Source organism: Oscillochloris sp. ZM17-4, from assembly GCF_019599295.1.
Classification (GTDB): domain Bacteria; phylum Chloroflexota; class Chloroflexia; order Chloroflexales; family Chloroflexaceae; genus Oscillochloris.
Genome location: NZ_JAIEWN010000015.1, coordinates 95,807 through 108,657, shown reverse-complemented (window position 1 = coordinate 108,657; position 12,851 = coordinate 95,807). Strand labels below are relative to the sequence as shown.

6 protein-coding genes and 1 pseudogene are annotated in these 12,851 nt (G+C 66.9%); 6 read left to right on the top strand and 1 reads right to left on the bottom strand.

Translation table 11 applies throughout. The features are described 5' to 3' along the window. The 4 genes and pseudogenes from K2Z83_RS13290 to K2Z83_RS13270 form a co-directional block, all read left to right on the top strand. Window positions 1–2,880 (top strand): peptidase (locus K2Z83_RS13290; RefSeq protein WP_220595668.1); only part of this gene is annotated, 2,880 nt, incomplete at its 5' end. A 560-nt stretch (window positions 2,881–3,440) separates the two neighbouring features. Continuing rightward, window positions 3,441–5,337: pseudogene (locus K2Z83_RS13280) on the top strand (sodium-translocating pyrophosphatase). 464 nt (window positions 5,338–5,801) lie between these two features. Then, window positions 5,802–8,135, top strand: coding sequence for a sodium-translocating pyrophosphatase (locus K2Z83_RS13275; RefSeq protein ID WP_220595666.1), 2,334 nt, complete (start codon window positions 5,802–5,804; stop codon window positions 8,133–8,135). A gap of 347 nt (window positions 8,136–8,482) precedes the next feature. Beyond that, window positions 8,483–8,968, top strand: a complete 486-nt coding sequence (locus K2Z83_RS13270; protein ID WP_220595665.1) for a hypothetical protein — start codon at window positions 8,483–8,485, stop codon at window positions 8,966–8,968. A gap of 74 nt (window positions 8,969–9,042) precedes the next feature. Here K2Z83_RS13270 and K2Z83_RS13265 read toward each other — a convergent pair whose 3' ends face one another. Beyond that, window positions 9,043–10,209 (bottom strand): cysteine desulfurase family protein, encoded by a 1,167-nt coding sequence (locus tag K2Z83_RS13265; protein WP_220595664.1) that lies wholly within the window; start codon window positions 10,207–10,209, stop codon window positions 9,043–9,045. A gap of 325 nt (window positions 10,210–10,534) precedes the next feature. Between K2Z83_RS13265 and K2Z83_RS13260 the strand changes: the two genes are divergently transcribed. Both K2Z83_RS13260 and K2Z83_RS13255 read left to right on the top strand, forming a co-directional pair. Then, on the top strand, window positions 10,535–11,119 hold the full coding sequence (locus tag K2Z83_RS13260) for a YIP1 family protein (RefSeq protein ID WP_220595663.1): 585 nt from the start codon (window positions 10,535–10,537) through the stop codon (window positions 11,117–11,119). A gap of 141 nt (window positions 11,120–11,260) precedes the next feature. After that, window positions 11,261–12,493 (top strand): exonuclease SbcCD subunit D, encoded by a 1,233-nt coding sequence (locus K2Z83_RS13255; protein ID WP_220595662.1) that lies wholly within the window; start codon window positions 11,261–11,263, stop codon window positions 12,491–12,493. Window positions 12,494–12,851: the final 358 nt, after the last annotated feature.

Sequence of the window (12,851 nt, the reverse complement as noted above, 5' to 3'; positions counted from 1 at the left end):
GAGGAGATCGACACCTTCATCTGGCAGCCCGGCATCTACTATGTGGCCGTCGGCGCGGCCAACGGCGACTACAGCGCCACCAGCAGCTACACCCTAAATATCAAGGTGACCGGCAGCCCTCTCACCAAGCCGTCTCAGAATGCGCCTGCGATTGAGATGCGCATCCCTGCGGCGGCGGCCCCCTCCGGCGCCGCCCTCGCCGATATCACCACCCTCTATGTGGTCAACAGCCCACAGATGGCCAACGCCTATAGCGGGCAGACCTCGCAGATCACATCGACCCTTAGTGCGCTGAACTCGCTGGCCCAGTTCCCGCCCAGCTACGGAGGCGTGAGCGAGTGGGGCTATGTGCTCGACCTGGCGAATCTCAAGGCGATCGGCAGCGCCCAGACGCCCGCCCAGATCTACGCCGAGTGGCTGGCCAACCAGGGCAACCCCTTCTACGCCAACAAGGTCGCCCGCATGATCGATAACATGATCAAGGCGGCCAGCGACCCGGCCCGCAAGGGGGTCTCCTGCCCGCCTGAGGTATCGCCCTGCGTTGCCGACCTGTACTACGCCGATCCGTCCTTCCCCACCACCCCCATCAACACCAGCGCCCCCTTCCCCAACGTCAAGTACATCGTGCTGGTGGGCGGCGACAATGTCATCCCCTTCTTCCGCACGCCCGACCTGACCACGGTGGCCAACGAGGCCGACTACGCGGCCTACCTGCGGTCGCTCGACCCGGCCGGGATCATCAACCCAGGCGACGCGCAGAACCCGCCCAACCCGCAGGGCGCGGCGCTCAAGTACCGCATGACCCTGAGCGACAATCCCTACGGCACCGACACGCCGCTGCGCTTCCAGGGCTTCCCGCTCTTCCTGCCCAACCGCGCCGTCGGCCGATTGGTCGAGTCGCCTGAGGATATCCTGCGCTACCTGGATCATTGGGCCTACAGCAGCAGCTACACGATCGACCTGCGCTCGTTCGGCGAGGGCACGCCAAAGGCCTACGTCAACGGCTACGACTTCCTGAAGGATCAGGCGACGGCCGTCTCGAAAACGCTCGATGTCAGCCTGAACACCGATCCTCCGAGCACCATCAATCCGGCATCGATCACCGGCCCGATCAACGACACCTGGACGCGGACCGACCTGGAGAGCAGCTGGTTCGGGACGGATCTGACGGCAATGTACAGCAACACGCCGGTAGTCACAGGCATCTTCAGCGATACCGTTCCCAACGACCCCTCGCAGACTCATCCGAACTCGCTCTTCTCGCTGAACTCGCACTTCGACCACTGGCAGATCCTGCCGGCCAAAGACACGGCGGGCAACTTCCCAGCTGAGCGCATCCTGGTGCCCAACTACTATGTGGACCCGCTCTACGGCTCCCCCCCCGGCGGCTACTTCGGCGGCACGCTGGGCTACTCGGTGGGCTGCCACAGCGGCTACAACGTGATCGACGACGGCATCAAGATCACCAACCCAGTCCGAAGTGACCCGCGCCTCAGCCTGTACGCGGCCGACTTCGCCCAGGCCTTCAACCGCCAGGCCGGCAACTGGATCGGCAACACCGGCTACGGCTACGGCAGCGCCGACGGGGTCGACTACTCCGAGCGGCTCTCGCTCTACCTGACCCAGGAGCTGCTGCGCGATGCGCAGCTGCCTGACCCGCAGGCACCCGGTAGCTTCATCTACATAGGCTCACCGATCGGCACGGCCCTGGCCCAGGCCAAGCAGCGCTACATGCGCAACGTGGCCGGCCTGAGCGTCTACGACGCCAAGGCCCTGACCGTGATGACACTCTACGGGCTGCCCTTCATCTACGTGCTGGTAGACAACCCCCAGGCCCCGCCACCGGAGGAGCCCCAGGTCGGGCCGAACGCTGAGCTGGTGCCTACCCAGAGCAACGCGCCCGGTAGCCTGACGATCACCGATGGCCGCCTGGAGCGCACCATCACCGTGACGATCTCGCCCGGCAGCCTGGACACCACCGGGCGGACTGGCAGCAGGCTAATCCTCGACACGACGAACTTCAGCGTGACCGACAGCTTTGTCCAGGCCGGCTTCGTCACGCCGACCCTGCGCCTGATCGACAATAACCAGGTCGGACTGCCGAGCCTGCCCGCCTTCGCCTACGACATCAGCGCGCTCGATAAAGACGGCACCGACCGGCTACAGGTGCGCGACGTCGTCTTCGAGAGCGGCGAGTACGCCTTGCCCATCACCTTCAACCCGCAGATCACCCAGGTGGTGACCGAGACCGACACCCCGGTGATCAGCACAACTCTGGAGCCGAGCTTCGCCGCCGGGGCCGGGATCTGGTACCCCGCCAAGTTCTTCGGCTTCAGCAGCGTCGGCCAGGGTGACGAGCAGCGCGACCAGCTGATCTCCACGGCGGCCCAGTTTAAGGCCGACAGCAACGGCGTGACCGGGCTGCTGCGCGGCTACAAGCAGATGGTCTTTAAGGTCTACTACATCGACCCGAGCGCCCCCAACGCGAGCGATGCCCTGGCGGATGAGACCGCGCCGACGATCCAGTCGGTACAGATCAGCGGGAGCACACTGGCCACCGCATCGAGCGGCACGCTGGCCGCCAGCCCCGGCGGGGTGACGGTGGTGGCGATGGTGGATAAGGGCGATGGGACGAATATTGACGGGGTGAGCGGCGTCTATGTGCAGAACGGCACAACCTGGACGCCGGTGGCCTTCGAGAACAAGAGCTTGCCCAGCGACGCGGTGCAGCGATGGGAGGCGTTCATCCCGCTGCCGCAGAGCCTGGTGCGGGTGATCATCAGCGCCACCGACAAGGCCGGCAACGTAAGCTACTACACGGCCAAGGGCACCTTCACCCTGCCGGGCAGCCAGGTCTTCTTGCCGCTCGTGCGGCGCTAGGGTCGGTTGACCTCCCGTGGGGGTGTGGGGGCGGCTACGCCGCCCCCGCAGTATTTTGTATTGGCATTGCAGCAAGAGGCGGGGGCTGGTACCCCATATGCGTTAAGCTAACGGTTTTCGTGTGGAGCACAACAGGTGCCTGATGCATTGGCGTCGGGCCGACGCATGCGCACCGGATGAATCTGCGTGTCGCCCATGCATGGGGGGCGCATGCGTCGGCCCTACCATGCCCCCGGCGGGGATGGGCCGCCCCGGCGGGCCGACACGGGCGGCGGGCGGTCAATAGAGCATGGCGTCCGAGGCATAGAACGTATACCCAACGGGCTTGAATACACCGCCTTAGAACGGCCTAGATCACGAGTCCACCGATTGCGTGTACAGAGAGGCTATGGTACAATCGCTAACCATTCAGACTAGTTAATTAATACAATCGTAGCCAAGCTGCTTGAACACAAATGACCGCGATACGGCGAGCCGTGGCCATGGCGATCTCGTTGCTTGATGCTGGTTGTACGGGTCGATTCGCAGCGTCGCGGGATTTGTAGCAGAGGTAGTGCAGTATGAGTGGGTTCTTGTGGGTCACCCCTATCAGCGGCATCATCGCCCTCCTGATCGCCGGCTTTACCGCCAACGTCATTAGCAAGTACGATGTCGGCAACGCGCGGATGAAGCATATTGCCGAGGCGATCCAGAGCGGCGCGATGGCCTTCCTCACAAGCGAGTATCGCGTCCTGGTGATCTTCGTCGTCGCCGTCGCCGCGATCATCGCCGGGGTGGGCTTCGTCAGCGACGTGATGCACCCGATGACGTCAGTGTCGTTCCTGTTCGGCGCGGCCTGCTCGGTGGCGGCGGGCTTCTTCGGGATGCGCGTGGCGACGCAGGCGAACGTGCGCACGGCGCAGGCCGCCACCAAGGGCATGCCCCAGGCGCTGCGGGTGGCCTTCTCGGGCGGCTCGGTGATGGGCCTGCTGGTGGTGGGCCTGGGCCTGACGGGCGTCGGCCTGCTCTACATCGTCTTCGGCGAGGAGGGCGTGAAGCTCCGGCATCCCCGAGGACGACCCGCGCAACCCGGCGGTGATCGCCGACAATGTGGGCGATAACGTCGGCGATGTGGCCGGCATGGGCGCCGACCTGTTCGAGAGCTATGTCGGCTCGATCATCGCCACCATGGCCCTGGCCGTGCTGATCACCTCGACCGGCAACGCCAGCCTGGTGCTGCTGCCGATGCTGATCGCTAGCTCGGGCATCCTGGCCTCGATCATCGGCATCCTGCTCGTCCAGCGCAGCAGCGGCAGCAACCCGGCCCGGTCCCTGCGCGTCGGCACGTTCATCTCCGGCGGGCTGACCCTGGTCTTCACCGCCGCGATCTCGCTCGGCCTCTACAGCTCCTGGGTCTACTTCGGGGCCACCGTGGCCGGCCTGCTCGCCGGCATCATCATCGGCCTGCTCACCGAGTACTATACCTCCAGCGACTTCAAGCCGGTGCAGCACATCGCCGCCCAGTCGCAGACGGGCGCGGCCACCAATATCATCGCCGGCCTGGCCGTGGGCATGAAGTCCACCGTGGCCCCGATCATGGTGATCTGTGTGGCCATCCTGGCGGCCTACTGGATCGGCGAGCAGCTGGCCGGCGAGGGCGTCTTCTGCATCGCCCTGGCCGCCGTGGGCATGCTCAGCATCACCGGCATGACGGTGGCGGTGGACGCCTACGGCCCGATCGCCGATAACGCCGGCGGCATCGCCGAGATGGCCCACCTCGACCCGAAGGTGCGCGAGGTGACGGACGCCCTCGACTCGGTCGGCAACACGACGGCCGCGATCGGCAAGGGCTTCGCGATCGGCTCGGCCGCCCTCACCGCCCTCGGCCTCTTCGCCGCCTACGCCGCCTCCGTCAAGCTCGATGCCGTCCGGCTCACCGACCCGAACCTGGTCGTCGGCCTGTTCATCGGCGGCATGCTGCCCTTCCTCTTCGCCGCCCTGACGATGGAGGCGGTCGGCCGCGCCGCCGGCGCCATGGTCGATGAGGTGCGCCGCCAGTTCAAGACCATCCCCGGCCTCATGGAGGGCACCGGCGAGCCTGACTACACCCGCTGCGTCAGCATCTCCACCCAGTCGGCCCTGCGCGAGATGGTCGTCCCCGGCGTGATGGCCGTGGCTGCGCCGCTGCTTGTCGGCTTCATCCTCGGCAAGGAGGCCCTCGGCGGCACCCTGGCCGGCGCCCTCGTCACCGGCGTGCTCATGGCGATCTTCATGGCCAACGCCGGCGGCGCCTGGGACAACGCCAAGAAGTACGTCGAGTCCGGCCAGTACGGCGGCAAGCGCTCCGAGGTCCACAAGGCCACCGTCGTCGGCGATACTGTCGGCGACCCCTTTAAGGACACCTCCGGCCCCTCGCTGAACATCCTGATCAAGCTGATGAGCATCGTCTCGCTGGTCTTCGCCCCGCTGTTCAGCTGAGTCGCCTGACGGCGGGAGCCTGGGGGCCTGCGGCCCCCAGAATCTCTTATTATGTTGGGGAAATGTGCCAGCTCCGCTGGCACATTTCCCCAACATAATACCAGTCTTTAGGGCCGCAGCCCTAAACGTACTGCGCATCAGGGCATGGGCAACGTCCTGCGCACCCCCCTGGCTGGCGACTGACGTCGCGCCGGCAGGGCGCGCTGCGCCGGGCGTCGGACTGCGCCGACGCCGGATCCGCCCACGAAGGTGGGCGGTCGACCGCAGGCCCCCGCGACGCGGCTTCAGCCGCCAGCGACGTTGCACATGCCCTGTACTGCGCATGGGATCCGCAGCCCCAGAGTAGCGAACCTGCTACCCCCCATAGATGATCCTCACGCCTCTTCCACCATACGATCGTGGAAGAGGCGTTATAATTGCCTCGCTCATACCGCGTCCTTATCATTACAACGAAGGGGTTGGATATGCAAGGGCTTGAACCGCTACAGCAGACCGCCGTATTCGTCGTTCTCGGGATATCGCTTCTGGGGATCGCCTACGCCTTCATCCTGCGCGGCCAGATCCTGGCCCAGGACAAGGGCACCGCGAAGATGCAGGAGGTGTGGGGCTTCATCAAGGATGGGGCCAACGCCTACCTGAGCCAGCAGTTCCGCACGATCGCCATCCTGATCGCTGTCCTGACCTTTGTGCTCGGCGCGAGCGTGTTTGTCATCCCGCCGACCTTCGAGGCGGTCCAGCGCTTCGGCAGCAGGGAGGCGGCGACGCTCTGGGTGGCGATCGGCCGCGCCATCGCCTTCCTCATGGGCTCGATGTTCTCCTACACGGTCGGATTCGTTGGCATGAACGTGGCCGTCGAGGCCAACGTGCGCGTGGCCGCCGCATCTCGCAAGGGCTACAACCCGGCCATGCAGGTGGCCTACAAGGCCGGCTCGGTGACGGGCATGCTCACGGTGGGCCTCGGCCTGCTCGGCGGCACGCTGATCTTTATCGTCTTCGGCATCGCCGCCCCCGACGCCCTGCTCGGCTTCGGCTTCGGCGGCTCGCTGATCGCCCTCTTCATGCGCGTGGGCGGCGGCATCTACACCAAGGCCGCCGATGTCGGCGCCGACCTGGTCGGCAAGGTGGAGGCCGGCATCCCCGAGGACGACCCGCGCAACGCGGCGGTGATCGCCGACCTGGTGGGCGATAACGTCGGCGACTGCGCCGGCATGGCCGCCGATGTCTTCGAGAGCTTTGAGGTCACCCTGGTCTCCGCCCTCATCCTCGGCCTGGTGCTGGGCGACGCGGTCAAGGGCGGGATCGGCGATGGCCAGTACGACCTGCGCTTCATCATCTTCCCGCTGGTGCTGCGGGCGATCGGCGTGGTGGCCTCGGTGATCGGCAACAGCATCGTCCGCACCGACGAGAAGCGCCGCAACGCCATGGCCGCCATGAACCGCGGCTTCTACCTCGCCGCCGGGGTCGCCGTGCTGGCCGGTGCCGCCGCCACCCCCTTCTTCATGGCCGACTCGACCACCGGCGATGTGGACTGGAGGCCCTTCCTGGCCACCTTCTCCGGCATCGTCCTGGCGATCGTGCTCGATAAGCTCACCGAGTACTTCACCAGCACGCACTTTAGCCCGGTGAAGGAGACCTCGAAGGCGTCCCAGACCGGCGCGGCCACCAACATCCTCTCGGGCCTGGCCCTGGGCATGGAGAGCAGCGTGTGGGCCGCCCTGGTGATCGCCGGCTCCATCCTTAGCTCGGTGCTGGTCTTCAGCGGCTACTCGGCCGACGCGACCGTCACCTTCACCGCCATCCTCTACGGCGTCTCGCTCACCGGCATCGGCATGCTGCTGCTCACCGGCAACACCATCTCGATGGACAGCTTCGGCCCGATCTCCGACAACGCCAACGGCATCGGCGAGATGGCCGGGCTCGACAAGAACGCCCGCAATGTGATGGACGACCTCGACGCGGTGGGCAACACCACCAAGGCCGTCACCAAGGGCATCGCGATCGGCTCGGCGGTGATCGCCGCCGTGGCACTGTTCGGCTCCTACCTGACTGACGTGGGCAAGGTGCAGGCCCAGATGATCCTGGACGGCGTCCAGGGCGTGGTGGTGCTCGACGGGATCAACGTCGCCTCGCCGACGGTCTTCATCGGCCTGCTGATCGGCGGCGCGGTGCCCTTCCTCTTCTCGGCGCTGACCATCCGCGCCGTGTCGCGGGCGGCGGCCCAGATCGTCAACGAGGTGCGCCGGCAGTTCCGCATCCCCGGCATCATGGAGGGCTCCAAGAAGCCCGACTACGCCCGCGCAGTGATGATCTCGACCACGGCGGCCCAGAAGGAGCTGATCAGCCTGGGGATCATCGCGGTGATGGTGCCGATCCTGGTGGGCTTCCTGCTCGGCGTCGAGGCGCTCGGCGGCTTCCTGGCCGGGATCATCCTCTCCGGCCAGCTCATGGCGGTCTTCCAGTCGAACGCCGGCGGCGCCTGGGATAACGCCAAGAAGTATATCGAGGAGGGCAACTACGGCGGCAAGCACAGCGAGCCCCATAAGGCCGCCGTGGTCGGCGACACGGTCGGCGACCCGCTGAAGGACACGGCCGGCCCGGCCCTCAACCCGATGATCAAGGTGATCAACCTGGTGGCCCTGATCATCGCCCCGATCGTGGTGACGATCACGCCCGGCAGCCCGACGGTGCTGATCGCGATGCTGTTCTGCTTCGCCGCCCTGGTCTGGGCGATCTGGCAGAGCAAGCGCGAGGGCCAGCCGATGAGCGACCCGGCCCAGTCACCCGCCAGCGCCGACTAGGCGCGCCTGCGGCATCATGCAGATGGGGGGCTGGCAGCATAGCTGCCAGCCCCCCATCTGCATCAGGGCATGTGCTACGTCCTGCGCGCCTCCCTCGCTGGCGACTGACGTCGCGCCGGCAGGGCGCGCTGCGCCGGGCGTCGGCCTGCGCCGACGATCCGCCCACGAAGGTGGGCGGTCGGCCGCAGGCCCCCGCGACGCGGCTTCAGCCGCCAGCGACGTTGCACATGCCCCCCATCTGCATGATGCTTACTACAAATCATCGTACATCCGTTATAATGAGTTTATCTTCGCACACCGCAGCGCAGCGAAGCTGTTTCCCGCTAACCTCGAAGGGTGCTGCTTTGATGGAACGCCCCTCTCCGCTCACCCAGCGCGTGCGCCGACTGCTCGGCACCCATGAGCTTGTAGAGAGACCTGCGACGATGGTCCGTCCTCTTTTGTCTGTGCCCAACGACACGAGCGCCCTGTTCGAGTCTCAGCTCTCCCAGCTCTCCGCATCCCTCGCCGAGCTGCGCGCGGCCGACCGCCGCCGCGACGCGGAGCTGCGCGCCCTGCGCGCGATCGTGCGCGACGCCGATGATCGCGCCCGCAGCCTGGGCATGGCCCTCACGGAGATCGACGAGCTGCTGCGGGCGGGTCGGGCGCTGCTGGATCCCGCCGAGGAGCCGGACCAGCCGACGACGCTCTTCGAGCGGATGCGCGCCCGCATCGGGGGCACCAACCGGCTTGAGCCGCGCCAGCGCGAGGTGCTGGCCGAGCTGCTCGCCCGCATGGCAGGCGTGCGCGAGCAGATCCGCTCCTGTCTGATCATCGACCCGCGCCAGCTCTGATTGCAGATTTTAGATTGCAGATTGCAGATTGCACTGCGCCCAATCTGCAATCTGCAATCTAAAATCTGCAATCCCTACACGCAGGGGGCCACCTCGCGCAGGCGGGAGATCAGGGCTGGCAGGGCGGCAACCACATCGTCGATATCCTGGGCGCTGCTGCCGAGGCCGAGCGAGAAGCGCACCGAGCTGGTGGCGTGCTCGACGCTCAGGCCCATCGCCGTCAGCACGTGGGAGGGCTCAAGCGAGCCGCTGCTACAGGCGCTGCCGCTGCTCGCACAGATGCCCTCCTGGTCGAGCAGCAGCAGCACGCTCTCGCTCTCGGCGCAGGCGAAGCCCAGGTTGGCGTTGTTCGACAGGCGGCGCTCGCGGTCCCCGTTCAGCCAGCTCTGCGGGACGCGCCCCAGCACCCCGTCGATCAGCCGGTCGCGTAGGCCGCGCAGGCGGGCCACGTAGGATGGGCGGCGCTCCTCGGCCATGGTCAGGGCGGCGGCCAGGCCCACGATGCCGGGGACATTCTCGGTGCCCGCGCGGCGCCGACGCTCCTGGCCGCCGCCGTTGATCTGCGGCATGAGCGACACGCCGTGCCGCACGTAGAGCAGCCCGACCCCCTTCGGCCCGTAGAACTTGTGGGCCGTCAGGGTCATCAGGTCCACGTTGAGCGCGTCCACATCCAGCGGCAGCATCCCCGCCGCCTGCACCGCGTCGGTGTGCAGCAGCACCCCCCGCTCGTGGCAGATCGACCCGAGCTCGGCGATCGGCTGCACCGTGCCCACCTCGTTGTTCGCGTACATCACCGAGACCAGCGTCGTGTCCGGACGCAGCGCCGCCCGCAGGTCGTCCGGGCGCACCAGGCCGGCGGCATCGACCGGCAGCTGCGTCACCTCGAAGCCGAACTGCTCAAGGTACTCGGCGGCGTGCAGCACCGCGTGGTGCTCGATCGCGCTGGTGATGATGTGGCTGCCCTTGCCGCGCTGCCGCTGGGCCAGCGCCGCCCCCTTGATCGCCAGGTTATCGCTCTCGCTGCCCCCGCCAGTGAAGATGATCTCCTTGCGGGCGCATCCGAGGACGAGCGCCACCGCCTCGCGCGCGTCGTCGACGGCGTGCAGCGCCGCGCGGCCGAGCTGGTGGATGCTGGAGGGGTTCCCCGGCTGCTCGCTGAGGTACGGCAGCATCGCCGCCAGCACCTGCTGATCCAGCGGGGTCGTCGCCGCGTGATCCAGGTAGATGATCCGGTCGCTCATGGGGGGTGGGCTCCATGCCTTGTGGTTGGGGATTCTGACTAAAGTATATCATACTCCCTTCGCGCCCAGCTCGCTGAAGCAGAACGTGCGTTCGCAAAATGGTTGACACCGCCGCCGCGAAAGGGTGACATCGCGACGCCGATCAGCCATGGAGATATCCCAGCCGGATGCGGGATTCATGTGGGAAAGTGTGGGATAACGTGGGATAACGCGCGCACAGAGTGTAAGGGGATGCGCCGGGATGAAACAAGTTGCCGACTCGCAACGTATAGTAGGTAGGAATGGCGACGGGCGCGTGCCCGGCGATACAGTAAGGAGCGCACCCATGTCTATGATGCAGCAGGTCTCTCTCCCCGAGATGGTTGCCCAGAGCCGCGATGTGATCAGCAACCCGAGCGTCGGCACCTTCGAGCGCTACGAGCGCCGGGGCACCACCACCAACGCGGCGATCTATGTCGGCGTCGCGTCGGTGGTGGCCGGCGTCCTCGGCCTCACCGGCGGCCTCGGCGGGCTGCTCTCCGGGATCCTCGGCGCGCTGATCGGGTTCTTCGTCTTCACCGGCATGGTCTTCTACATCGGCAAGAGCGTCGCTGGCGGCACCGGCACCTGGGACGAGGTGGCCTACACCTTCTCGCTCTTCGTCGCCCCGCTGACCGTGCTCGGCGCGGTGATCAGCCTGGTGGTCTGGCTCTTCAGCTTCATCCCGATCCTGGGCTTCCTGGTCGCCCTGCTCAGCTTCCCGATCGCCCTGATCATCCTGCTCGCCCAGGCCTACTTCGCCTACATCGCCGTCCAGTCCAGCATGAACATCCGCGACCAGGGCAAGGCGATCATCACCCTCGGCCTATCGGTGGTCGGCACGGTCATCGTCCAGATGATCATCGGCGGCATGTTCGCCTTCCTGCGCTAATCTCGGGGACAGGGGACAGGGGACAGGGGACAGGGGACAGGGGACAGGGCCGGCCAGTGTGCCGCCTGTCCTCTGTTCTTTGTGTGTGTGGTACACTTCCCCGATGCGCCCCCCTGTACCCTGTACCCTGTACCCTGTACCATGATCAAAATCCTCCACCTGGCCGACCTGCACATCGGCGTTGAGAACTACGGCAAGATCGACCCGGCCACCGGCCTGCACAGCCGCCTGTCCGACTACCTCGACCGCCTGGATGAAGCGATCGCCCTCGGCATCGACGCCGGGGTCGACCTGGTGCTGATCGCCGGCGACATCTATAAGAACCGCTCGCCGAACCCGACCCACCAGCGCGAGTTCGCCCGCCGGCTGAGCCGGCTGCGCTCGGCCGGCCTGCCGGTCTTCATCCTCACCGGCAACCACGACATCTCGCCCTCGCTCGGCCGGGCCCACTCGGTCGAGATCTTCGACGCCCTGGGCGTCGAGGGGGTGACGGTGGCCGACCGGCCGCGCCTGCACACCATCCCCACCCGCTCCGGCCCGCTCCAGATCATCGCCCTGCCCTGGGTGACGCGCCACAGCCTGATGACCCGCGAGGAGATGCGCGGGGCCTCCTTCGCCGAGATCGAGTACGAGCTGCGCCGCCGCCTGGAGCGCTTTGTGGTCGATGCGGCCGCCCGGCTCGACCCGGACACCCCGGCGGTGCTGGCCTTCCACGGCAGCGTGGACGGCGCCCAGATGGGGGCCGAGCGCGCGATCACCCTCGGCCAGGATCTGGTCATGGCCCGCTCCGTCCTCGCCCAGCCCGGCGTCGACTATGTGGCCATGGGCCACATCCACAAGCACCAGGCCCTCGGCAGCGTGCCGCCCCTGGTCTACCCCGGCAGCATCGAGCGGGTGGACTTTGGCGAGCGCGATGAGCCCAAGGGCTGTGTGATCGTCGAGCTGGAGCGCGGCGCGGCCCGCTGGCAGTTCCACCAGCTGGCCGCCCGGCCCTTCGTCAGCATCGAGAAGGATGTGCGGGCCAGCAGCGACCCGCTGGGCGTGATCGCGACCCTGATCGAGCGCCAGGACCTGCGCCAGGCCGTGGTGCGCGTGGAGGTGCAGGCCACCCGCGAGCAGGCCGCCACGCTGCGCGAGGAGGAGATCCGCGCGCGCCTGGAGCAGGCCGGCGCCTTCGTGATCGCCGCAGTGACGATCAGCGTTGAGCGGGCCAGCCGCCGCCGCTACGGCGACTCGTCCGAGCTGATGGAGGGGATCACCCCGCGCCGCGCCCTGGAGATCTTCCTGGGCGGCAAGCAGCCGCCGCTCGACCCGCGGCGCATCGCCGAGCTGCTCGCCGCCGCCGATGAGCTGATCGCCGAGGAGAAGATCTAGGGGCGCTTGCCGGATTCGCTGACGGATCTGATCACAGCGGGGCACGCTCGTGGCGGCCTGTAGCCGCCACGAGTGTGCCCCTTGTAAATAGTTTCTTAACCTTGACAGCATCGCACCCCCGTGCTACACTACCCCGGCTGCCATCTGTTTTCTCCATATTTCGTGGTGAACATAACACACTGCTACTAGATATAGGAAGAGCAGCCCCAGGCAGCCCGCCCACACCGCAGGATGACATCTCGCTTACCGCTTACAGCCAGGGCCGCGCACAGGCCCGGGCTGTAGTAATGTTGTGCCCGCCGTTTTGGAACCGCAGAGGACGCTATGGCCCAACCAACCGCCGCGCCGCCGGCAGCCC

Coding starts and splice junctions, on each gene's coding strand:
- K2Z83_RS13260 (WP_220595663.1), top strand. CDS start 10,535: ATGTCTATGATGCAGCAGGTCTCTCTCCCCGAGATGGTTGCCCAGAGC.
- K2Z83_RS13270 (WP_220595665.1), top strand. CDS start 8,483: ATGGAACGCCCCTCTCCGCTCACCCAGCGCGTGCGCCGACTGCTCGGC.
- K2Z83_RS13275 (WP_220595666.1), top strand. CDS start 5,802: ATGCAAGGGCTTGAACCGCTACAGCAGACCGCCGTATTCGTCGTTCTC.
- K2Z83_RS13265 (WP_220595664.1), bottom strand. CDS start 10,209: ATGAGCGACCGGATCATCTACCTGGATCACGCGGCGACGACCCCGCTG.
- K2Z83_RS13255 (WP_220595662.1), top strand. CDS start 11,261: ATGATCAAAATCCTCCACCTGGCCGACCTGCACATCGGCGTTGAGAAC.